Origin of the sequence: Roseateles sp., from assembly GCF_965262435.1 — a bacterium.
GTDB lineage: Bacteria > Pseudomonadota > Gammaproteobacteria > Burkholderiales > Burkholderiaceae_C > Paucibacter_A.
On sequence record NZ_OZ253537.1, the window covers coordinates 5617255 to 5636681 of the forward strand.

Consider the following 19427-nt stretch of genomic DNA (forward strand, 5'->3'; position numbering starts at 1 on the left):
GGGTGGCCGGAAAGGCCACCCTTCTTAAAAACTAATGAATCCAAAAGTGCCAGCCTGACTGGCAAAACCAGCCCTGCAAGCGCCACCCTTGCGGGGGAGACGGATCAGCGCTTGTCCAGACCTTGCGGCGGCCAGTTTTCCAGGCGCGCGCCCAGAGTCAGTCCACGCGAAGCCAGCACTTCCTTGATTTCGTTGAGCGACTTGCGACCCAGATTCGGAGTCTTCAGCAGCTCGGTCTCAGTACGCTGGATCAGGTCGCCGATGTAGTAGATGTTTTCGGCCTTCAGGCAGTTGGCCGAACGCACCGTCAATTCCAGCTCGTCCACAGGGCGGAGCAGGATCGGGTCGAACGACGAGCTGCGCTGTGCAGGCTGGTCGAAATCAGGCACTTCGCTGCCTTGCAGCTGAGCGAACACGGCCAGTTGTTCCACCAGGATCTTGGCCGAAGCACGGATCGCCTCCTCGGGCGAGATGGCGCCGTTGGTCTCGATTTCCATGACCAGCTTGTCCAGGTCAGTCCGCTGCTCCACACGGGCGCTTTCCACGGCGTAGCTGACACGGCGAACCGGAGCGAAGGACGCATCCAGAACGATGCGACCGATCGACTTGGTGGGCTCATCGCCATAACGACGCATGGAACCGGGCACGTAGCCACGGCCCTTTTCAACCTTGATTTGCATGTCGAGCTTGCCACCTTGCGACAGGTGTGCGATGACATGCTCAGGGTTCACGATCTCGACGTCGTGCGGGGTCTGGATGTCGGCTGCCGTCACCGGGCCTTCACCTTCCTTGCGCAAGACCAGGGTCACTTCCTCGCGGTTGTGCAGACGGAACACCACGCCCTTCAGGTTGAGCATGATGTGAACGACGTCTTCCTGCACACCGTCGATGGCCGAGTACTCGTGGAGCACCCCAGCGATCGTGACTTCTGTCGGCGCATAACCCACCATCGACGACAACAGCACACGGCGCAGAGCATTGCCCAGAGTGTGGCCATAGCCGCGTTCAAACGGCTCCAGAGTCACCTTGGCGCGATGTCCGCCCAGGGGCTCCACATTGATGGATTTGGGTTTGAGCAGGTTTGTTTGCATGAGGTCTTTCTTTCAATACCCTCGGTTCGTTACACCGATAAGGCTGAGGGACCAGCCGGGCTTTGCGCGTCTGCGCTAAGCCCAGACGAGGAAACGCCGGCCATGCTCGAAAGAGCATCGCCGGCAAAAGAAGATCGATTAACGCGAGTACAACTCAACGATCAGCGATTCATTGATCTCAGCGCCGAACTCGTCGCGGTCAGGTGCCTTCTTGAACACGCCTTCCAGCTTGGTGCCGTCGACGGTGACCCAGGCGGGCAGACCGATAGACTCGGCCAGCTTCAGAGAGTCAGCAATGCGCAGCTGCTTCTTGGCCTTCTCACGAACGCCCACGGTGTCACCGGCCTTGACCAGGTAAGACGCGATATTCACGACTTCACCGTTCACGACGATGCCCTTGTGCGAAACCAACTGACGGGCTTCTGCACGAGTGGAGCCAAAGCCCATGCGATACACGACATTGTCCAGGCGCGATTCCAGCAGCGTCAGCAGGTTGACACCCGTCGAACCCTTGCGGCGCTCGGCCTCTGCGAAGTAACGGCGGAACTGACGCTCCAAAACGCCGTACATGCGCTTGACCTTCTGCTTTTCACGCAGCTGCAGACCGAAATCAGACGTGCGCTGACCGGAAGTGCGGCCATGCTGGCCAGGCTTCGAATCAAACTTCGCCTTGTCGCTGATGGGGCGGCGAGCGCTCTTCAGGAACAGGTCAGTGCCTTCACGGCGGGAAAGTTTGGCCTTGGGGCCGAGATAACGTGCCACTTTGAGTGTCCTTGTTCAATCTAACGCCAGCACACCTATCGAAGATGAGCCCAGCGCGAGTCCGGCCAGTGTTTTTATCGGCTCGGACGGTGGTCTTCAACAATCAGCCTGGATCGCGACTTACACGATCGAACAGGCCACAAACAAGCCCGAAGGCTTCAACAGAACCGCCGGCGCGGCACTTACGTGCCCGCCGGCGATGAGTAACCGCAGATTATCGCAGAAAAGCGAGCATCCGTGGAAACTTAGATGCGACGACGCTTTTGCGGACGGCAGCCGTTGTGCGGCACCGGTGTCACATCAGAGATCGAGTTGATCCGGATGCCCAGAGCACCCAGAGCACGAACCGACGACTCACGACCCGGGCCGGGGCCCTTGATCTTGACGTCCAGGTTCTTGATACCTTGGTCTTGAGCGGCACGGCCAGCCACTTCAGCTGCCACCTGGGCTGCGAAGGGAGTCGACTTGCGCGAACCCTTGAAGCCTTGGCCGCCACTGGAGGCCCAGGACAGAGCGCCGCCTTGACGGTCGGTGATCGTGATGATCGTGTTATTGAACGACGCGTGAACGTGTGCAATGCCATCGGCAACGTTCTTGCGAACCTTCTTGCGAACGCGTTGCGCAGCCGAGTTATTGGGTGCTTTTGCCATCTTGACCTTCTTTCAATGCTGTGCGCAGATCACTTCTTGCCCGTAGCGGCCGACTTGCGCGGGCCCTTACGAGTGCGAGCGTTCGTGCGAGTACGCTGACCGCGCATCGGCAAACCGCGACGATGACGGAAACCGCGGTAGCAACCGAGGTCCATCAAGCGCTTGATGTTGATCGACATTTCGCGACGCAGGTCGCCTTCGATGGTCATGCGGCCCACTTCGTCACGGATCTTTTCCAGATCAGCGTCGGTGAGGTCTTTGACCTTCTTGTCGAAAGGAATACCGCAAGTCGTGCAGATCTTCTGAGCCGTCGTACGGCCAACGCCGTAGATCGAAGTCAGACCAATCTCAGTGTGCTTATGCGGCGGAATGTTGATACCAGCAATACGTGCCATGTGCGTCCTCTAATTCGCTCGTGTCGTGCAGCAATCAGCCTTGACGCTGTTTGTGGCGCGGATCGGTACAGATCACACGCACCACGCCCTTGCGACGGATGATCTTGCAATTGCGGCACATCTGCTTGACGGATGCCGAAACTTTCATGGTCTGCTCCTTGACCTACTCAAATGCGCTCACAGCGCGTAACCGGGGAAAAGAAAAGCTCACTTCGCCCGGAATACGATGCGAGCACGACTCAAATCGTACGGGGTTAGTTCAACGGTGACTTTGTCGCCAGGCAGGATGCGGATGTAGTGCATCCGCATCTTGCCGGAGATGTGGCCGAGAACAACATGCCCGTTCTCCAGCTTCACTCGAAACGTGGCATTAGGAAGATTCTCAAGAATCTCGCCTTGCATCTGAATGACGTCGTCTTTCGCCATGCCTTCGTTTCTGTTCTGATGGAAATTGATTAAACGGGGGATCAGCTTTTCAGCTGGCCTTGAAATTTGCCTTCTTCAGCAGCGATTCATACTGCTGGCTCATCACGTAAGACTGCACTTGAGCCCAGAAATCCATGGTGACCACAACAATGATCAACAAGGAAGTGCCACCAAAATAGAACGGCACGTTGTACTTCAAGGTCAAGAACTCTGGCAGCAAGCACACACCGGTGATGTAGATGGCACCTGCCAGGGTCAAACGAGACAAGATCTTGTCAATATGCTTTGCAGTCTGGTCACCCGGGCGGATACCCGGAATGAACGCTCCGCTCTTCTTCAGGTTGTCTGCAGTCTCACGGCTGTTGAAAACCAGCGCCGTGTAGAAGAAGCAGAAGAACACGATAGCAGCGGCGTAGAGCAGCACGTAAATCGGCTGTCCTGGCGCCACCATGCCAGCAAGGTCCTTCAACCAACGCAGGCCGTCACCCGTAGCGAACCAACTCACGATCGTGGTCGGCAGCAAGATGATGGACGACGCGAAGATCGGCGGAATCACGCCCGACATGTTCAGCTTGAGCGGCAGGTGCGACGACTGACCACCATAGACCTTGTTACCCACCTGGCGCTTGGCGTAATTCACCAAGATCTTGCGCTGACCGCGCTCGACGAACACCACCAAATAGGTCACGGCAACGATGACAGCCGACAGGAACAGGAACGACACCGGGCCCATGGCTCCAGTACGCACCAATTCCAACAGACCACCAATAGCACCAGGCAAACCTGCGGCGATACCGCCAAAGATCAGGATCGAAATCCCATTGCCCAAGCCACGCTCAGTGATCTGCTCACCCAACCACATCAGGAACATCGTTCCGGCCACCAAGCTGGACACCGCCGTCAAGCGGAAGCCAAAACCCGGACTGACAACCAAGCCGGCGGAACTCTCAAGCGCCAGAGCAATGCTCAGCGACTGAAACAACGCCAGACCCAAGGTCCCGTAACGTGTGTACTGCGTGATCTTGCGACGGCCTGCTTCGCCTTCCTTCTTCAGCGCTTCCAAGGCCGGAACGACATAACCCATCAACTGGATCACGATCGACGCCGAGATGTAGGGCGTAATGCCCAGCGCAAAGACGGTGAAGCGCGACAAAGCGCCGCCCGAGAACATATTGAACAGGCTCAGGATGCCACCCTCCTGACCCTTGAAGAACTGCTGCAGCTGAGCCGGATCGATACCAGGCACCGGGATATGACCCCCGATGCGATACACGACCAGAGCCAGCAACAGAAACACAAGACGACGACGCAAGTCGCCGAACTTGCCGCTCTTGGCCAGTTGGTTTGCGTTGGTAGCCACTGTGCCTCGTTCCTAAAGCTTTAAGCGACCGAACCGCCGGCTGCCTCGATGGCCGCCTTGGCGCCAACCGTCGCACCCACGCCCTTGAGCGTGACCTTGCGGCTGATCGAACCGGACAGGATGACCTTGGCGTTCTTGGTCAGCTCGGGCACCAGGCCCACAGCCTTCAGCGTCATCAGATCGATCTCGTCGGCCACGAGGGCCTGCAGATCGTCCAGGTTCACTTCGGCATTGAACTTCAAAGCAGCCGACTTGAAACCACGCTTGGGCAGGCGACGTTGCAGAGGCATTTGACCGCCTTCGAAACCCACCTTGTGATAGCCGCCAGCGCGCGACTTTTGGCCCTTGTGGCCACGACCTGCGGTCTTGCCCAGACCAGAGCCGATGCCACGGCCCACGCGGCGCTTGGCGTGCTTGGCGCCAGCTGCGGGCTGAATGGTATTGAGTTGCATGTGTTGTCCTCTGTTCGTGAAGATGCTTACAGCACCTGCACGAGGTAGGCGATCTTGTTGATCATGCCGCGCACGGCCGGCGTGTCTTCCAACACACTGGTGCTGTTCAGCTTGCGCAGGCCCAGACCCACCACGGTGGCTCGGTGCGAAGCACGTGTACCGATGGGGCTGCGAACCAACTTGACGGTTACGGTTTTCTTGTCAGACATGTGTCTACTCCAATGCTGGCGAATCAGCCGAGAATTTCTTCGACCGACTTGCCGCGCTTGGCGGCGACTTCCGCAGCCGTCGTGGAGCGCTTCAGCGCGTCCAGAGTGGCGCGAACCATGTTGTACGGGTTGGTCGAACCGTGGCTCTTGGTCACGATGTCGGTCACGCCCATCACTTCGAAAACCGCGCGCATCGGGCCGCCAGCGATCACGCCGGTACCAGCTTGTGCGGGGATCATCATGACGCTGGCTGCACCGTGACCGCCCACCACATTGTGGTGAATGGTGCCGTTGCGCAGGTCAACCTTGACCATATTGCGACGAGCCGATTCCATGGCCTTCTGCACGGCGACGGGAACTTCCTTCGCCTTGCCCTTGCCCATGCCGATGCGGCCATTGCCGTCGCCGACCACCGTCAACGCGGCGAAGCTCAGAGTACGACCACCCTTCACCACTTTGGTGACGCGGTTGATCGCGATCATCTTTTCCTTCAGGCCGTCGTCATTGCCTTCGGTCTGCACGCGGGGTTGAAACTTTGCCATTTCGAAATCCTTTTTGCGTCAGAACTGCAGGCCGGCTTCGCGGGCTGCTTCGGCCAGAGCCTTGACACGACCGTGATAGGCGAAACCTGCGCGGTCGAAAGCAACCTTCTCGATGCCAGCAGCCTTCGCCTTTTCGGCGATGCGCTTGCCGATCAATGTGGCTGCGGCCACATTGCCACCCTTGCCAGCGCCGCCCAGTTGCTCGCGAACAGCCTTTTCGGCGGTCGAAGCGCTGGCCAACACACGGGTGCCATCGTCGGAGATGACGCTTGCGTAGATGTGCAGATTGGAGCGGAAAACCGTCAAGCGGACGACGCGCTGCACCGCAATGCGGGCGCGAGTCTGACGCGAGCGACGGATGCGCTGTTCTTTTTTGGTCAACATGGCGCTGCTCCTTACTTCTTCTTGGTCTCTTTGAGAGAGACCTTCTCGTCGGAATAGCGGATGCCCTTGCCCTTGTAGGGCTCCGGCGGACGGAAGGCGCGCACTTCTGCTGCCAGCTGTCCGACCACTTGGCGATCCGCGCCCTTGATCAGAATTTCGGTCTGGGTCGGGCACTCAACCTTGATACCAGCCGGCATGTCTTTCACCACAGGGTGAGAGAAACCGATCTGCAGATTCAGCTTTTGACCTTGAGCCTGGGCACGGAAGCCCACGCCAACCAGGTTCAGCTTCTTTTCGAAACCCTTGCTCACGCCGTTGACCATATTGGCCACCAGAGCGCGAACAGTGCCGCTCATCGCGCCAGCGGCGGTCGAGTCGTCACGGGGAACGAAAGACAGCTGGCCGCCTTCATTCTTGATGGTCACGAGGCCGTTCAGGGGACGCACCAGCGTACCCAGAGCGCCCTTGACGCTGACTTGATCAGCGCTCACGGTCACGTCCACTCCCTGGGGAATGGCGACCGGCATTTTTCCAACGCGGGACATTGTGTAAATCTCCTTGCGCTTAGGCGACGTAGCAGAGCACTTCGCCGCCGATGCCGGCTTGACGTGCTTTGCGGTCAGTCATCACACCTTGCGGGGTGGTGACAATCGCCACACCCAGGCCATTCATGACCTGAGGAATATCGTGGCGGCCCTTGTAAATGCGCAGGCCAGGGCGGCTCACGCGCTCGATGCGCTCGATCACCGGACGACCGGCGTAATACTTCAGCGCAATCTCCAGTTCCGGGCGAGCGGCTTCACCGCGCACTGCGAAACTGTCGATATAGCCCTCGTCCTTCAGGACTTTGGCGATCGCGATCTTCAACTTGGAGGAAGGCATCACGACGCTGGGCTTCTCAACGCTTTGGGCGTTGCGAATGCGGGTCAGCATATCGGCGATAGGATCACTCATGCTCATTTGCGAAATCTCCTAATCGTGCCGATTACCAGCTGGCCTTGACGACACCGGGGATGTCGCCCTTGAAGGCCAGCTCACGAATCTTGTTACGGCCCAGGCCGAACTTGCGGAAAGTACCGCGGGGACGGCCAGTCAACGCGCAGCGATTACGCTGACGGGTCGGGTAGGCATTGCGAGGCAGCTTCTGCAGCTCCAGGCGAGCGATGTAGCGCTCTTCGTCCGACTTCTTCGCGTCGTTGATGATTGCCTTCAGTTCCGCGTATTTCTTAGCGTACTTGGCCACCAACGCATCGCGCTTCAGTTCACGTTGAATAAGTGAAGTTTTAGCCACGAGTCACCTCAGTTCTTGAACGGAAACTTGAACGCAGCCAGGAGAGCCTTGGCTTCGTCGTCCGTCTTGGCGGTAGTGGTGATGCTGATGTTCAGACCACGCAGCGCATCCACCTTGTCATAGTCGATCTCAGGGAAGATGATCTGTTCTTTGACGCCGATGTTGTAGTTGCCACGTCCGTCGAACGAGCGACCCGAGATACCACGGAAGTCACGAACGCGCGGCAGCGCGATCGTCACAAAGCGATCCAGGAATTCATACATCTGGACGCCACGCAGTGTGACCATGCAGCCGATAGGCACCGAGTCACGAATCTTGAAGCCGGCAATCGCCTTCTTCGACTTCGTCACGACGGGCTTCTGGCCGGCGATCTTGGTCAAGTCACCCACAGCGTGGTCCATGACCTTCTTGTCGGCAACGGCCTCGCTCACACCCATATTCAGTGTGATCTTGGTGATGCGCGGCACTTCCATGACCGACTTGTAACCAAACTTCGTCGAGAGGTCGGGCACAACTTTTTCGCGATAAAACGCTTGCAAACGAGCCATGTCGAACCCCTTAAGCCTTGATCTCTTCGCCGGTCGACTTGTAAACGCGCACCTTCTTGCCATCGGCGGTGAGCTTGATGCCCACGCGATCGGCTTTGCCGGATGCAGCGTTGAAAATCGCCACGTTGGATTGATGGATAGGCATCGTCTTGTCCACCACACCACCGGTGGTACCCTTCATCGGGTTGGGCTTGACGTGCTTTTTGACGACATTGATGCCGTCGACGACGATGTGATCAGCATCCACGCGTTGCGAAACCGCGCCGCGCTTACCTTTGTCACGGCCGGTCAGAACGATGACCTCGTCGCCTGTGCGAATCTTGTTCATGGCAATACCTTTGTCTGTGGCTGAGCTCAGAGAACCTCAGGCGCCAGCGACACGATCTTCATGAAACGCTCCGTACGCAGTTCACGCGTAACGGGGCCGAAGATGCGAGTGCCGATCGGCTCGAGCTTGGCGTTCAGCAGCACGGCGGCATTGCCGTCGAACTTGACCAAAGAGCCATCTTGACGACGAACGCCCTTGGCGGTACGAACCACCACAGCGCTGTAAACCTCACCCTTTTTCACTCGGGCACGAGGCGCAGCTTCTTTGATGCTGACCTTGATGATGTCACCAATCCCGGCATAACGACGCTTGGAACCACCAAGCACCTTGATGCACATGACGGATTTAGCGCCAGTGTTGTCCGCGACATCAAGTCGCGATTGCATTTGAATCATGTCTATCCCCAACTTTTCCCAAATCACCCCATGCATGACGCACAAAGCTCATCGGTCAGTCTTGGGCCCGTTGACCAAACGCGATCCTCAGCACTCCTGTGTGAGTTTCGCGCCCAGCAGTTGAGGGCGGATCCGAGGCCATAACGCATCACTAGATGCGCCTTGCGTTCGGCGAAGCTTTAGATTGTGCACCAGAAGCTCTGGCGCCGTCAAGCGCGATTTGCAAAACAATTGAGTACTCAGCCTCTCACGAGGCCTGTGCCATGCAAGCGCCCGACGATGTGCGGCGCCGAACGGCGCCGCGTGAGCTCAGGCCTGTTGCGCCTGGCTCAGCATGGTCGAGGCGTCGCTGACTTCAAACTTGCCCGGAGCTTCAATATTGAGCGTCTTGACAACTCCATCGACGATCAGCATGGAGTAGCGCTGCGATCGCAGACCGAGCCCACCCGCCGTCAGGTCCAGAGTCAATCCCGTTGCTTTGGTGAACTCAGCGCTACCGTCAGCCATCATGCGCACGCTGCCTGCAGTCTTTTGCTCGCGGCCCCAAGCTCCCATCACGAATGCGTCATTGACAGACAGGCACCAGATCTCATCAACACCAGCGGCGCGCAGAGCCGCAGCCTGCTGCACATAGCCAGGCACATGCTGGGCGGAACAAGTCGGCGTGAAGGCGCCGGGCAAAGCAAAGATGGCAATCTTCTTGCCAGCCACCAGGGCGTCAACAGCGAACTTATTCGGACCGAGGGAGCAACCCTCGCCTTCGACTTCAATGAATTCTTGCAAGGTCGCAGCGGGCAGGCGATCGCCAATCTTCAGCATGGAGTTGTCCTTTTGGTTGGGTGGCGGAATTGGAAGCAACGAACTCATCGCGCACAGAAGGCCCATGCGACAAGAGAAAGCACCTCCGAAAATGAAAAATGACCGGGCGCCAGTATTCCAGCGTTCCGGTCATTCCTGTCAATCAGGGCACTAAGACCCCGCGAAAGACATGTCTAGCAGCGATCAGACCACTTGTGCCTTCTCGACCAGGCGGGTCACAACCCAGCTCTTGGTCTTGGACAGCGGGCGGCCTTCAGCGATCTCGACGACGTCACCCATCTTGTACTCGCCATTTTCATCATGGGCGTGGTACTTGCGGGAACGGGCCACGATCTTGCCGTAGAGCTCGTGCTTGGCGCGACGCTCGACCAGGACCGTGACGGTCTTGGAGCGCTTGTCGCTGACCACGCGACCCACCAGGGTGCGCGTGTTCTTCTCTTGAGCTTGCGTCATTTCGCGGCTCCCTTCTTCTTCTCGGCCAAAACAGTCTTGACACGAGCGATGTCGCGGCGCGTGTTGCCCAGCACGGTGTGGTTGGTCAACTGTTGGGTCGCCTTTTGCATGCGGAGGCCGAAATGGGCCTTCAGCAGGTCGGTCACTTCCTTTTCCAAGGCAGCGACATCCTTGCCACGCAGTTCAGATGCTTTCATGGTGTTCTCCGCTTCAGGTGCCGACCTGGCGGGTCACGAAGGTGCAGCTCAGCGGCAGCTTTGCAGCAGCCAGAGTGAACGCTTCGCGAGCCAGGGCTTCCGGCACACCGTTGATCTCGTAGAGCACCTTGCCAGGCTGAATTTCAGCGACGTAGTACTCCGGGTTGCCCTTGCCGTTACCCATCCGGACTTCAGCAGGCTTCTGGGAGATCGGCTTGTCGGGGAAGATGCGGATGAAGATGCGACCACCGCGCTTGATATGGCGCGAGATTGCACGACGTGCAGCTTCGATTTGACGAGCCGTCAGGCGACCGCGTTCGGTGGCCTTCAGACCGAAGTCACCGAAAGACACGGCAGCACCACGGGTGGCAACACCAGTGTTACGGCCCTTTTGCTCCTTGCGGTATTTGCGACGAGCTGGTTGCAGCATGTTTATTCTCCTTTGGCCTCGCCGCCAGCGGGTGCGACCTTGCGGACGACACGCTTGGCAGCGGGCTGGGCTGCGTCACCGGTGGCAGCCGGCTTGTCGCCGCCTTCACCACGCGGACCACGGTCACCACCCGGACGGCCACGGCCGGCGGGGGCGCCAGGACGGGCGTTGCGACGCGGGCGACGATCGTCTTCACCGGCTTCGCTCTTGATCACCGGCGCATCGCCGTTGGCCAGGCGGTCACCGCGGTAGACCCACACCTTCACACCGATGATGCCGTACGTCGTGCTGGCTTCGGAGAAGCCGTAGTCGATGTCAGCCTTCAGGGTGTGAAGAGGCACGCGGCCTTCACGGTACCACTCGCAACGAGCGATTTCGATGCCGTTCAGACGGCCCGACGACATGATCTTGATGCCTTGAGCACCCAGACGCATCGCATTCTGCATCGCACGCTTCATAGCGCGGCGGAACATGATGCGCTTTTCCAGCTGCTGGGTGATCGAGTCGGCGATCAGCTGAGCATCGATTTCAGGCTTGCGCACTTCTTCGATGTTCACAGCCACCGGCACGCCCAGACGCTTGGTCAGCTCGGCCTTCAGGCTTTCGATGTCCTCGCCCTTCTTGCCGATCACCACACCCGGACGAGCCGAGTAAATGGTGATGCGGGCGTTCTTGGCGGGGCGCTCAATCAGAACGCGCGACACAGCGGCGTTCTTCAGGCGAGCCTTCAGGAACTCCCGGACTTGCAGGTCTTCAGCCAGCATGGTCGCGAAGTTCTGGTTGTTCGCGTACCAACGCGAAGCCCAGTTACGCGTGACCGGCAGACGAAAACCGGTCGGATGAATTTTCTGTCCCATAGTCTTCCTTCAGCCTTCAGTTGCCGACCGACACGAAGATGTGGCAGGTGGGCTTGCTGATGCGATTGCCACGGCCTTTAGCGCGGGCAGAGAAACGCTTCAGCGTGGCACCTTGCTCCACATAGATCGTGGTGACCTTGAGCTCATCAATGTCAGCGCCGTCGTTGTGTTCGGCGTTGGCGATGGCGCTTTCCAGCGCCTTCTTGATGATCAGGGCCGCCTTCTTCTGGGTGAATTCCAGGATGTTGAGCGCATGGTCCACCTTCTTGCCGCGGATCAGGTCCGCCACCAGGCGGCCCTTGTCACACGAGAGGCGAACGCCGCGAACGATTGCTTTGGTTTCCATCGTTGGCATCCTTACTTCTTCCCGGCCTTCTTGTCGGCCGGATGGCCTTTGAAGGTGCGGGTCAGTGCGAATTCACCCAGCTTGTGGCCGACCATCTGGTCCGACACATAAACGGGAACGTGTTGCTTGCCGTTGTGCACAGCGATCGTCAGACCGATGAACTCGGGCAGGATCGTCGAGCGACGCGACCAGGTCTTGATAGGCTTCTTGTCCTTGGCAGCAACCGCCTTCTCGACCTTGGCCAAGAGGTGGTGGTCAATGAACGGGCCCTTCTTCAGTGAACGAGTCATGGCCTACCCTTTACTTCTTGCGACGCGAAACGATGAACGTCTGCGTGCGCTTGTTGTTACGAGTGCGGAAGCCCTTCGTGAGGGTGTTCCACGGCGACACAGGCGCCTGGCCTTCACCGGTACGACCTTCACCACCACCGTGCGGGTGATCCACCGGGTTCATGGCGGTACCACGAACGGTCGGTCGGATGCCCTTCCAGCGGATCGCGCCGGCCTTGCCGTACTGGCGCAGCTGATGCTCTTCGTTGGACACTTCGCCAATCGTGGCGCGGCAGTCGATGTGGATGCGACGAACTTCACCCGAGCGCAGACGCAGCTGGGCGTAGACGCCTTCGCGAGCCATCAGCACCACGGACACGCCAGCCGAGCGAGCGATTTGCGCACCCTTACCGGGCAGCATTTCGACGCAATGGATGGTGGAACCCACGGGGATGTTGCGGATAGGCAGGGTGTTACCGGCCTTGATCGGGGCTTCCGCGCCGCTCAAAACTGTCGAACCCACTTCCAGACCACGCGGAGCGATGATGTAACGACGCTCGCCGTCGGCATAGCACACCAGAGCGATGTGGGCCGTACGGTTCGGGTCGTACTCAATGCGCTCAACCTTCGCGGGAATGCCGTCCTTGTTGCGCTTGAAGTCGACCACACGGTAGTGGTGCTTATGACCACCGCCCTTGTGGCGAATCGTGATGTGACCGTTGTTGTTACGGCCAGCATTTTGCTTTTGCGGTTCCAGCAGCGAAGCTTCCGGAGCGCCCTTGTGCAGGTGCGAATGCACCACCTTCACGACGGCACGGCGGCCGGGCGAGGTTGGCTTGACTTTAACGACGGCCATTACGCAGCCTCCCCGGAGAAGTTGAGCTCTTGGCCCGCCTTCAGCGAAACATAAGCCTTCTTGACGTGGTCACGACGGCCGATCGAACGACCGAACTTCTTGACCTTGCCCTTGACGTTGACAACGTTCACGGCCTCAACCTCGACCTTGAACATCAGTTCAACAGCGGCCTTGATTTCCGGCTTGGTGGCGTCGCGCAGCACCTTGAACAACACTTGGTTGTGCTTTTCAGCAACCGCCGTGGCCTTTTCGGACACGATGGGAGCGAGCAGCACTGAGGCCAGACGGCCTTCAGAATACTTAGGGGCGCTCATGCCAGCATCTCCTGGAGTTGCTCCATAGCGGCCTTGGTCACCAGCACCTTCTTGTAGAAGACCAGCGACAGCGGATCCGCGTAGCGCGGCTCGCACACCAGCACATTGGCCAGGTTGCGCGAAGCGAGCAGCAGGTTGTCGTCCATCTGATCAGCGATCAGCATCACTGATTCCAGGCCCATGGCCTTGAACTTGGCGGCCAACAGCTTGGTCTTGGGAGCTTCCAGCGTGATCGAATCGATCACGGCCAGACGACCTTCACGGGCCAGCTGCGACAAGATGGCGGCCATACCGGCGCGATACATCTTCTTGTTCAGCTTGTGGGTGAAGTTTTCGTCGGGCATGTTCGGGAAAATCCGACCGCCCCCGCGCCACAGCGGCGAAGACGTCATACCAGCACGTGCGCGACCAGTTCCCTTTTGACGGAACGGCTTCTTGGTCGAGTGCTTGACTTGTTCGCGGTCCTTCTGGGCGCGAGTGCCTTGGCGAGCGTTGGCCTGGAAGGCCACGACCACCTGGTGCACCAGGGCTTCGTTGTAATCGCGAGCAAACAGCGTATCAGGAGCGTCCACCTTGGCGGTGGCCTGACCTTGCTCATTCAGGAGCTCGAGCTGCATCAGATGGCTCCCTTCTTGAGCTTGACCTTGACGGCGGGGCGAACGACAACGTGGCCATTCTTCGAACCCGGCACAGCACCGCGGACCAGCAGCAGTTGACGAGCTTCGTCAACGCGCACGATGTCCAGGTTCTGCACGCTCACCGTCACGTCACCCAGGTGACCCGACATCTTCTTGCCCGGGAACACGCGGCCCGGATCCTGCGCCATCGAGATGGAACCAGGAACATTGTGCGAGCGGCTGTTACCGTGCGAGGCACGCTGCGAGCTGAAGTTGTGGCGCTTGATGGTGCCCTCAAAGCCCTTACCGATGGATGTGCCTTGCACGTCCACCAGTTGACCCGCTGCGAACAGCGAGACCGGCACTTGCGCGCCCGGCTTGTATTCGGCAGCCACTTCGGCGGCAACACGGAATTCGCTCATGACACGACCGGCTTCCACACCTGCCTTGGCAAGGTGGCCGGCTTCCGGCTTGGTAACGCGCGATGCTTTGCGCTCACCGAACACCACTTGAATGGCGGTGTAGCCGTCGGTCTCTACGGTCTTGATCTGGGACACGCGGTTGTTGGACACATCCAGCACCGTCACAGGAACGGCATCGCCGTCGTCCGTGAAGATGCGCATCATGCCCACCTTGCGGCCCAGCAATCCGAGACGATTGCTTAGACTCATGGTTTTTCTCCAGCCCCACAGGTTGACCCTGGAAGCCATTTACATACACCCGACATCGATTGGCCGGGCTGACCAGTGCACCGTACGCACAAAACCTCTTGAGAAGGCCCTGCCGGACACGATGCGCCAAATTCCGCGCCGGAAAATTCCACCGCGGAAAAGCTGGCGAGTATAGCGTGAACCCTGAGGAATGCGCAAGGCCAGCTGGACTCACCATAGAAAAAGGGCGACCCTTTCGAATCGCCCTCTTCTTAGATCGGCTCAAGTGCCTGGCGCCGCCTCACGGCAACTCTGGCACTCAAATGATCACTGCAGCTTGATTTCAACGTCGACGCCGGCAGGCAGGTCGAGCTTCATCAGTGCATCAACAGTCTTGTCCGTCGGGTCCACGATGTCCATCAGACGTTGGTGGGTACGGATTTCGAACTGGTCGCGCGAAGACTTGTTGACGTGCGGCGAACGCAGGATGTCGAAACGCTCGAAGCGTGTCGGCAGGGGCACGGGGCCCTTGACGATCGCGCCAGTGCGCTTGGCGGTTTCCACGATCTCGGCAGCCGATTGGTCGATCAGCTTGTAGTCAAACGCCTTCAGGCGGATGCGGATCTTTTGCTTTTGCATGACGATTCCTTCAAAGAGCGTGCGGACTCAATCACTTGAGTACCGCGAAGTAGGTGAAGCCCGCTTGGCTGCCGAAAGCAGCCTAGCGGACTGGTCACGCAAAAGTGTTAGGCCAGGATGGTGGCAACCACACCCGAACCCACGGTACGGCCACCTTCGCGGATAGCGAAGCGCAGACCGGTTTCCATGGCGATCGGAGCGATCAGCTTCACGGTGATGCCGACGTTGTCGCCAGGCATGACCATTTCCTTGTCCGCGGGCAGCTCAACAGCACCGGTCACGTCAGTCGTACGGAAGTAGAACTGGGGACGGTAGTTGTTGAAGAACGGAGTGTGACGGCCGCCTTCTTCCTTGCTCAGCACATAGACTTCAGCAGTGAAGTGCGTGTGCGGCTTGATCGAACCCGGCTTGCTCAGCACTTGGCCGCGCTCGACGTCTTCGCGCTTGGTGCCGCGCAGCAGGATACCGACGTTGTCGCCAGCTTGACCTTGGTCCAGCAGCTTGCGGAACATTTCCACGCCAGTCACGGTGGTCTTCTGCACGTCGCGGATACCGACGATTTCGATTTCTTCGCCGACCTTGATGATGCCGCGCTCAACGCGACCGGTCACCACGGTGCCACGACCCGAGATCGAGAACACGTCTTCCACCGGCAGCAGGAAGGCGCCGTCCACGGCACGCTCAGGCTGGGGGATGTAGGTGTCCAGGGCATCAGCCAAGCGCATGATGGCTTGCTCGCCCAGATCGCCCGTGTCGCCTTCCAGAGCCAGCTTGGCCGAACCCTTGATGATGGGGGTGTCGTCGCCGGGGAAGTCGTACTTGGACAGCAGCTCGCGCACTTCCATTTCCACCAGCTCCAGCAGCTCGGCGTCATCCACCATGTCGCACTTGTTCAGGAACACGATGATGTACTTCACGCCCACTTGGCGAGCCAGCAGGATGTGCTCGCGGGTCTGGGGCATCGGGCCGTCAGCGGCCGAGCACACCAGGATCGCGCCGTCCATCTGTGCGGCGCCGGTGATCATGTTCTTCACATAGTCAGCGTGGCCGGGGCAGTCAACGTGAGCGTAGTGGCGGTTGGCCGTTTCGTACTCAACGTGGGCGGTATTGATCGTGATGCCGCGTGCCTTTTCTTCAGGTGCAGCGTCGATCTGGTCGTAGGCCTTGGCCTCGCCGCCGAACTTCTTCGACAGCACGGTTGCGATCGCAGCCGTCAGGGTCGTCTTGCCATGGTCCACGTGACCGATGGTGCCGACGTTGACGTGCGGCTTGGTGCGTTCAAATTTACTCTTTGCCATTGCAATTGCTCCAAAAAGAACAGGTCGCCAGTCTCAGGGTTTAGCGTTTCCGTCAAGGCATTCAATCCCGGCGACTGGCAACCAGGCAGCACTTGACGAAGACGTTCTCGAATGAGGAGAAGCGCCGAATCCAGCCTGGATTCAGCGCTTCAGGTGCATCACTTACCGCGTGCGGTGATGATGGCGTCAGCCACGTTCTTCGGAGCTTCGCTGTAGTGCTTGAACTCCATGGTGTACGTGGCGCGGCCTTGTGTGGCCGAGCGCAGGGTCGTCGAGTAGCCGAACATTTCCGACAGCGGAACTTCGGCCTTGATGACCTTGCCGCCACCGACCATGTCGTCCATGCCCTGAACCATGCCGCGGCGGCTGGACAGATCGCCCATCACGTTACCGGCGTAGTCTTCAGGCGTCTCGACTTCCACGGCCATCATCGGCTCCAGGATCACCGGCGAAGCCTTGCGGCAGCCGTCCTTGAAGCCCATCGAAGCGGCCATCTTGAAGGCGTTTTCGTTCGAGTCCACTTCGTGGTACGAACCGAAAGTCAGCGTGACCTTCACGTCCACGACCGGGAAACCGGCCAGCACGCCATTCGGCAGACTGTCGATGATGCCCTTTTCCACGGCGGGGATGAATTCGCGAGGAACCACACCGCCCTTGATGGCGTCGACGAACTCGAAGCCCTTGCCTGCTTCTTGCGGTTCGACCGTCAGCACGACGTGGCCATACTGACCCTTACCGCCCGACTGACGCACGAACTTGCCTTCCACGTCGGTGGCCGACTTGCGGATGGTTTCGCGGTAGGCCACTTGCGGCTTGCCGACGTTGGCTTCGACGCCGAATTCGCGCTTCATGCGGTCGACAATAATTTCCAGGTGGAGCTCGCCCATGCCGGAAATGATGGTCTGACCCGATTCTTCATCGGTACGCAGACGGAAAGACGGATCTTCCTTGGCCAGACGGCCCAGGGCGATACCCATCTTTTCCTGGTCGGCCTTGGTCTTCGGCTCAACAGCCTGCGAAATCACCGGCTCCGGGAACACCATCTTTTCCAAGGTGATGATCGATTCCGGATCGCACAGCGTTTCGCCGGTCGTCACGTCCTTCAGGCCCACGCAAGCTGCGATGTCACCGGCCAGAATCTCCGAGATTTCTTCACGCTGGTTGGCGTGCATCTGCAGAATACGACCGATACGCTCCTTCTTGCCGCGAATCGGGTTGAACACCGAGTCGCCCGACTTCAGCACGCCCGAATAGACGCGCACGAAGGTCAGCTGACCAACATACGGGTCGGTCATCAGCTTGAAGGCCAGAGCCGAGAACTTGGCGCTGTCCGAAGCTTCACGGGTTGCAGGCTGGTCGTCTTCGTCGGTACCAGGAACTGGCGGGACGTCGATCGGCGAAGGCATGAAGTCGATCACGCCGTCCAGCATGCGCTGCACGCCCTTGTTCTTGAATGCGGTACCGCAGAACATCGGCTGGATTTCGGCAGCCAAAGTACGTGCACGGATGCCCTGCATGATCTCAGCGTCGCTGAGTTCACCGGTTTCCAGGTACTTGTTCATCATGTCTTCGTTCGACTCGGCGGCGGCTTCCACCAGGTTGTCGCGCCATTTCTGGGCGTCAGCCTGCATTTCAGCGGGGATGTCGCGGTAGTCGAACTTCATGCCTTGGGACGCTTCGTCCCAGTAGATGGCCTTCATGACGGTCAGGTCGATCACGCCCTTGAAGTTTTCTTCTGCACCAATCGGCAGCACCACCGGCACAGGATTGGCCTTCAGGCGAGTCTTCATCTGGTCATAGACCTTGTAGAAGTTCGCGCCCGTGCGGTCCATCTTGTTGACGAAGGCCAGACGAGGCACCTTGTACTTGTTGGCTTGGCGCCAGACGGTTTCCGACTGCGGCTGCACGCCGCCCACGGCGCAGTACACCATGCAGGCGCCGTCCAACACGCGCATCGAGCGCTCGACTTCAATGGTGAAGTCCACGTGTCCGGGGGTGTCGATGATGTTGATGCGGTGCTCGGCGCGCGAAGCGTCCATGCCCTTCCAGAAGCAGGTCGTGGCAGCCGATGTGATCGTGATGCCGCGCTCTTGCTCTTGCTCCATCCAGTCCATGGTGGCGGCGCCATCATGCACTTCACCGATCTTGTGGTTCACACCGGTGTAGAAGAGGATCCGCTCGGTCGTCGTGGTCTTGCCAGCGTCGATGTGCGCCGAGATACCGATATTGCGGTAGCGCTCGATGGGGGTCTTGCGTGCCATGATGTCACTCCAGAAAGGCAGGAGCCGCCAACGGGTCAGTAGAAACCCGGGGCGGCTGAATCGAACTAGTTTAGAAGCGGAAGTGCGAGAAGGCCTTGTTGGCTTCTGCCATGCGGTGAACTTCGTCACGCTTCTTCATGGCGCCGCCACGGCCTTCAGCTGCTTCCAGCAACTCATTGGCCAGACGCTGCGACATGGATTTTTCACCACGCTTGCGGGCCGATTCCTTCAACCAACGCATGGCCAGAGCCATCCGGCGGACGGGACGAACTTCCACGGGAACTTGGTAGTTCGCACCGCCAACGCGGCGGGACTTCACTTCGACCATCGGCTTGACGTTATTCAAGGCGACCAGGAACACTTCCAGCGGGTCCTTGCCAACCTTCTTTTCGACTTGTTCCAGGGCACCGTAGATGATGCGCTCTGCAACGGCCTTCTTGCCCGATTCCATGATGACGTTCATGAACTTGGACAGATCAACATTGCCGAACTTGGGATCAGGCAGGATCTCGCGCTTGGGTACTTCGCGACGACGTGGCATGGGATTCTTCCTCTTGCTTCAGTGGGTACGGGCAAATGCCCTGCACC

The 19427-nt window shown here is 59.1% G+C and carries 32 protein-coding genes; all 32 read right to left on the reverse strand.

Annotated elements, in window-relative coordinates:
• Window positions 1-104 precede the first annotated feature (104 nt).
• Entirely contained in the window at window positions 105-1091 is a 987-nt protein-coding gene (locus ACQY39_RS24060) for a DNA-directed RNA polymerase subunit alpha (protein ID WP_263521013.1), read from the reverse strand.
• Window positions 1092-1229: 138 nt separating this feature from the next.
• Window positions 1230-1853, reverse strand: coding sequence for a 30S ribosomal protein S4 (gene rpsD / locus ACQY39_RS24065; RefSeq protein WP_263521015.1), 624 nt, complete (start codon window positions 1851-1853; stop codon window positions 1230-1232).
• A 245-nt stretch (window positions 1854-2098) separates the two neighbouring features.
• Window positions 2099-2503, reverse strand: coding sequence for a 30S ribosomal protein S11 (gene rpsK, locus ACQY39_RS24070; RefSeq protein ID WP_058721926.1), 405 nt, complete (start codon window positions 2501-2503; stop codon window positions 2099-2101).
• Window positions 2504-2532: 29 nt separating this feature from the next.
• A complete protein-coding gene (rpsM, locus tag ACQY39_RS24075) occupies window positions 2533-2898 on the reverse strand; it encodes a 30S ribosomal protein S13 (protein ID WP_263521019.1) in 366 nt (121 codons plus the stop codon).
• 34 nt (window positions 2899-2932) lie between these two features.
• Window positions 2933-3046 carry a 50S ribosomal protein L36 gene (gene rpmJ / locus ACQY39_RS24080; protein WP_056194202.1) on the reverse strand — a complete coding sequence of 38 codons (114 nt, stop codon included), beginning with the start codon at window positions 3044-3046 and terminating at the stop codon, window positions 2933-2935.
• Between the two features lie 59 nt (window positions 3047-3105).
• A complete protein-coding gene (gene infA, locus ACQY39_RS24085) occupies window positions 3106-3324 on the reverse strand; it encodes a translation initiation factor IF-1 (protein ID WP_009855680.1) in 219 nt (72 codons plus the stop codon).
• A 49-nt stretch (window positions 3325-3373) separates the two neighbouring features.
• Entirely contained in the window at window positions 3374-4684 is a 1311-nt protein-coding gene (secY, locus tag ACQY39_RS24090; protein ID WP_428510629.1) for a preprotein translocase subunit SecY, read from the reverse strand.
• 20 nt (window positions 4685-4704) lie between these two features.
• Window positions 4705-5136 (reverse strand): 50S ribosomal protein L15, encoded by a 432-nt coding sequence (gene rplO, locus ACQY39_RS24095; protein ID WP_263565002.1) that lies wholly within the window; start codon window positions 5134-5136, stop codon window positions 4705-4707.
• A gap of 26 nt (window positions 5137-5162) precedes the next feature.
• Complete coding sequence (rpmD, locus tag ACQY39_RS24100) at window positions 5163-5345, reverse strand: 50S ribosomal protein L30 (protein WP_102766033.1); 183 nt, start codon at window positions 5343-5345, stop codon at window positions 5163-5165.
• 23 nt (window positions 5346-5368) lie between these two features.
• The gene (gene rpsE, locus ACQY39_RS24105) at window positions 5369-5887 is read right to left on the reverse strand and encodes a 30S ribosomal protein S5 (protein ID WP_263521032.1); all 519 of its coding nucleotides are present in this window, start codon (window positions 5885-5887) and stop codon (window positions 5369-5371) included.
• An 18-nt stretch (window positions 5888-5905) separates the two neighbouring features.
• Complete coding sequence (gene rplR, locus ACQY39_RS24110) at window positions 5906-6271, reverse strand: 50S ribosomal protein L18 (protein WP_102766031.1); 366 nt, start codon at window positions 6269-6271, stop codon at window positions 5906-5908.
• Between the two features lie 11 nt (window positions 6272-6282).
• Window positions 6283-6816 carry a 50S ribosomal protein L6 gene (gene rplF / locus ACQY39_RS24115; RefSeq protein WP_263521034.1) on the reverse strand — a complete coding sequence of 178 codons (534 nt, stop codon included), beginning with the start codon at window positions 6814-6816 and terminating at the stop codon, window positions 6283-6285.
• A gap of 19 nt (window positions 6817-6835) precedes the next feature.
• On the reverse strand, window positions 6836-7231 hold the full coding sequence (rpsH, locus tag ACQY39_RS24120; protein WP_102766029.1) for a 30S ribosomal protein S8: 396 nt from the start codon (window positions 7229-7231) through the stop codon (window positions 6836-6838).
• A gap of 25 nt (window positions 7232-7256) precedes the next feature.
• The gene (rpsN, locus tag ACQY39_RS24125; protein ID WP_263521037.1) at window positions 7257-7562 is read right to left on the reverse strand and encodes a 30S ribosomal protein S14; all 306 of its coding nucleotides are present in this window, start codon (window positions 7560-7562) and stop codon (window positions 7257-7259) included.
• A gap of 8 nt (window positions 7563-7570) precedes the next feature.
• A complete protein-coding gene (gene rplE / locus ACQY39_RS24130) occupies window positions 7571-8110 on the reverse strand; it encodes a 50S ribosomal protein L5 (protein WP_263521039.1) in 540 nt (179 codons plus the stop codon).
• Between the two features lie 10 nt (window positions 8111-8120).
• Window positions 8121-8438, reverse strand: a complete 318-nt coding sequence (gene rplX, locus ACQY39_RS24135; RefSeq protein ID WP_263521041.1) for a 50S ribosomal protein L24 — start codon at window positions 8436-8438, stop codon at window positions 8121-8123.
• Between the two features lie 26 nt (window positions 8439-8464).
• Complete coding sequence (gene rplN, locus ACQY39_RS24140) at window positions 8465-8833, reverse strand: 50S ribosomal protein L14 (RefSeq protein WP_058721914.1); 369 nt, start codon at window positions 8831-8833, stop codon at window positions 8465-8467.
• A 309-nt stretch (window positions 8834-9142) separates the two neighbouring features.
• The gene (locus ACQY39_RS24145; protein WP_428510634.1) at window positions 9143-9652 is read right to left on the reverse strand and encodes a peroxiredoxin; all 510 of its coding nucleotides are present in this window, start codon (window positions 9650-9652) and stop codon (window positions 9143-9145) included.
• A gap of 183 nt (window positions 9653-9835) precedes the next feature.
• On the reverse strand, window positions 9836-10105 hold the full coding sequence (gene rpsQ / locus ACQY39_RS24150; RefSeq protein ID WP_263521044.1) for a 30S ribosomal protein S17: 270 nt from the start codon (window positions 10103-10105) through the stop codon (window positions 9836-9838).
• Entirely contained in the window at window positions 10102-10302 is a 201-nt protein-coding gene (gene rpmC, locus ACQY39_RS24155) for a 50S ribosomal protein L29 (protein ID WP_137945235.1), read from the reverse strand. Before rpmC ends, rpsQ begins: the two co-directional genes overlap by 4 nt.
• A gap of 13 nt (window positions 10303-10315) precedes the next feature.
• Window positions 10316-10732, reverse strand: coding sequence for a 50S ribosomal protein L16 (gene rplP / locus ACQY39_RS24160; protein ID WP_058721910.1), 417 nt, complete (start codon window positions 10730-10732; stop codon window positions 10316-10318).
• Between the two features lie 2 nt (window positions 10733-10734).
• Complete coding sequence (gene rpsC, locus ACQY39_RS24165) at window positions 10735-11589, reverse strand: 30S ribosomal protein S3 (protein WP_263521047.1); 855 nt, start codon at window positions 11587-11589, stop codon at window positions 10735-10737.
• A 16-nt stretch (window positions 11590-11605) separates the two neighbouring features.
• On the reverse strand, window positions 11606-11935 hold the full coding sequence (rplV, locus tag ACQY39_RS24170; protein ID WP_263521049.1) for a 50S ribosomal protein L22: 330 nt from the start codon (window positions 11933-11935) through the stop codon (window positions 11606-11608).
• 11 nt (window positions 11936-11946) lie between these two features.
• Window positions 11947-12225, reverse strand: coding sequence for a 30S ribosomal protein S19 (rpsS, locus tag ACQY39_RS24175; RefSeq protein ID WP_102766020.1), 279 nt, complete (start codon window positions 12223-12225; stop codon window positions 11947-11949).
• Window positions 12226-12235: 10 nt separating this feature from the next.
• A complete protein-coding gene (gene rplB / locus ACQY39_RS24180; protein WP_428510639.1) occupies window positions 12236-13060 on the reverse strand; it encodes a 50S ribosomal protein L2 in 825 nt (274 codons plus the stop codon).
• Window positions 13060-13374 carry a 50S ribosomal protein L23 gene (rplW, locus tag ACQY39_RS24185; protein ID WP_263521054.1) on the reverse strand — a complete coding sequence of 105 codons (315 nt, stop codon included), beginning with the start codon at window positions 13372-13374 and terminating at the stop codon, window positions 13060-13062. Before rplW ends, rplB begins: the two co-directional genes overlap by 1 nt.
• Entirely contained in the window at window positions 13371-13991 is a 621-nt protein-coding gene (gene rplD, locus ACQY39_RS24190; protein ID WP_102766017.1) for a 50S ribosomal protein L4, read from the reverse strand. Before rplD ends, rplW begins: the two co-directional genes overlap by 4 nt.
• Window positions 13991-14662 (reverse strand): 50S ribosomal protein L3, encoded by a 672-nt coding sequence (rplC, locus tag ACQY39_RS24195; protein WP_263521060.1) that lies wholly within the window; start codon window positions 14660-14662, stop codon window positions 13991-13993. Before rplC ends, rplD begins: the two co-directional genes overlap by 1 nt.
• Before the next feature lie 306 nt (window positions 14663-14968).
• Window positions 14969-15280 (reverse strand): 30S ribosomal protein S10, encoded by a 312-nt coding sequence (gene rpsJ, locus ACQY39_RS24200; RefSeq protein ID WP_102766015.1) that lies wholly within the window; start codon window positions 15278-15280, stop codon window positions 14969-14971.
• 107 nt (window positions 15281-15387) lie between these two features.
• A complete protein-coding gene (gene tuf / locus ACQY39_RS24205) occupies window positions 15388-16578 on the reverse strand; it encodes an elongation factor Tu (RefSeq protein WP_428502918.1) in 1191 nt (396 codons plus the stop codon).
• A 158-nt stretch (window positions 16579-16736) separates the two neighbouring features.
• Entirely contained in the window at window positions 16737-18839 is a 2103-nt protein-coding gene (gene fusA / locus ACQY39_RS24210; protein WP_263521009.1) for an elongation factor G, read from the reverse strand.
• Window positions 18840-18909: 70 nt separating this feature from the next.
• Complete coding sequence (gene rpsG / locus ACQY39_RS24215) at window positions 18910-19380, reverse strand: 30S ribosomal protein S7 (RefSeq protein WP_102766012.1); 471 nt, start codon at window positions 19378-19380, stop codon at window positions 18910-18912.
• Window positions 19381-19427 lie beyond the last annotated feature (47 nt).

What these genes read in the sequence shown, in the direction of transcription:
- ACQY39_RS24060 (WP_263521013.1), bottom strand. Translation starts at nt 1,091, where the DNA reads ATGCAAACAAACCTGCTCAAACCCAAATCCATCAATGTGGAGCCCCTG.
- rpsK (WP_058721926.1), bottom strand. Translation starts at nt 2,503, where the DNA reads ATGGCAAAAGCACCCAATAACTCGGCTGCGCAACGCGTTCGCAAGAAG.
- rpsM (WP_263521019.1), bottom strand. Translation starts at nt 2,898, where the DNA reads ATGGCACGTATTGCTGGTATCAACATTCCGCCGCATAAGCACACTGAG.
- rpmJ (WP_056194202.1), bottom strand. Translation starts at nt 3,046, where the DNA reads ATGAAAGTTTCGGCATCCGTCAAGCAGATGTGCCGCAATTGCAAGATC.
- infA (WP_009855680.1), bottom strand. Translation starts at nt 3,324, where the DNA reads ATGGCGAAAGACGACGTCATTCAGATGCAAGGCGAGATTCTTGAGAAT.
- rplO (WP_263565002.1), bottom strand. Translation starts at nt 5,136, where the DNA reads ATGCAACTCAATACCATTCAGCCCGCAGCTGGCGCCAAGCACGCCAAG.
- rpmD (WP_102766033.1), bottom strand. Translation starts at nt 5,345, where the DNA reads ATGTCTGACAAGAAAACCGTAACCGTCAAGTTGGTTCGCAGCCCCATC.
- rpsE (WP_263521032.1), bottom strand. Translation starts at nt 5,887, where the DNA reads ATGGCAAAGTTTCAACCCCGCGTGCAGACCGAAGGCAATGACGACGGC.
- rplR (WP_102766031.1), bottom strand. Translation starts at nt 6,271, where the DNA reads ATGTTGACCAAAAAAGAACAGCGCATCCGTCGCTCGCGTCAGACTCGC.
- rplF (WP_263521034.1), bottom strand. Translation starts at nt 6,816, where the DNA reads ATGTCCCGCGTTGGAAAAATGCCGGTCGCCATTCCCCAGGGAGTGGAC.
- rpsH (WP_102766029.1), bottom strand. Translation starts at nt 7,231, where the DNA reads ATGAGCATGAGTGATCCTATCGCCGATATGCTGACCCGCATTCGCAAC.
- rplE (WP_263521039.1), bottom strand. Translation starts at nt 8,110, where the DNA reads ATGGCTCGTTTGCAAGCGTTTTATCGCGAAAAAGTTGTGCCCGACCTC.
- rplX (WP_263521041.1), bottom strand. Translation starts at nt 8,438, where the DNA reads ATGAACAAGATTCGCACAGGCGACGAGGTCATCGTTCTGACCGGCCGT.
- rplN (WP_058721914.1), bottom strand. Translation starts at nt 8,833, where the DNA reads ATGATTCAAATGCAATCGCGACTTGATGTCGCGGACAACACTGGCGCT.
- ACQY39_RS24145 (WP_428510634.1), bottom strand. Translation starts at nt 9,652, where the DNA reads ATGCTGAAGATTGGCGATCGCCTGCCCGCTGCGACCTTGCAAGAATTC.
- rpsQ (WP_263521044.1), bottom strand. Translation starts at nt 10,105, where the DNA reads ATGACGCAAGCTCAAGAGAAGAACACGCGCACCCTGGTGGGTCGCGTG.
- rpmC (WP_137945235.1), bottom strand. Translation starts at nt 10,302, where the DNA reads ATGAAAGCATCTGAACTGCGTGGCAAGGATGTCGCTGCCTTGGAAAAG.
- rplP (WP_058721910.1), bottom strand. Translation starts at nt 10,732, where the DNA reads ATGCTGCAACCAGCTCGTCGCAAATACCGCAAGGAGCAAAAGGGCCGT.
- rpsC (WP_263521047.1), bottom strand. Translation starts at nt 11,589, where the DNA reads ATGGGACAGAAAATTCATCCGACCGGTTTTCGTCTGCCGGTCACGCGT.
- rplV (WP_263521049.1), bottom strand. Translation starts at nt 11,935, where the DNA reads ATGGAAACCAAAGCAATCGTTCGCGGCGTTCGCCTCTCGTGTGACAAG.
- rpsS (WP_102766020.1), bottom strand. Translation starts at nt 12,225, where the DNA reads ATGACTCGTTCACTGAAGAAGGGCCCGTTCATTGACCACCACCTCTTG.
- rplB (WP_428510639.1), bottom strand. Translation starts at nt 13,060, where the DNA reads ATGGCCGTCGTTAAAGTCAAGCCAACCTCGCCCGGCCGCCGTGCCGTC.
- rplW (WP_263521054.1), bottom strand. Translation starts at nt 13,374, where the DNA reads ATGAGCGCCCCTAAGTATTCTGAAGGCCGTCTGGCCTCAGTGCTGCTC.
- rplD (WP_102766017.1), bottom strand. Translation starts at nt 13,991, where the DNA reads ATGCAGCTCGAGCTCCTGAATGAGCAAGGTCAGGCCACCGCCAAGGTG.
- rplC (WP_263521060.1), bottom strand. Translation starts at nt 14,662, where the DNA reads ATGAGTCTAAGCAATCGTCTCGGATTGCTGGGCCGCAAGGTGGGCATG.
- rpsJ (WP_102766015.1), bottom strand. Translation starts at nt 15,280, where the DNA reads ATGCAAAAGCAAAAGATCCGCATCCGCCTGAAGGCGTTTGACTACAAG.
- tuf (WP_428502918.1), bottom strand. Translation starts at nt 16,578, where the DNA reads ATGGCAAAGAGTAAATTTGAACGCACCAAGCCGCACGTCAACGTCGGC.
- fusA (WP_263521009.1), bottom strand. Translation starts at nt 18,839, where the DNA reads ATGGCACGCAAGACCCCCATCGAGCGCTACCGCAATATCGGTATCTCG.
- rpsG (WP_102766012.1), bottom strand. Translation starts at nt 19,380, where the DNA reads ATGCCACGTCGTCGCGAAGTACCCAAGCGCGAGATCCTGCCTGATCCC.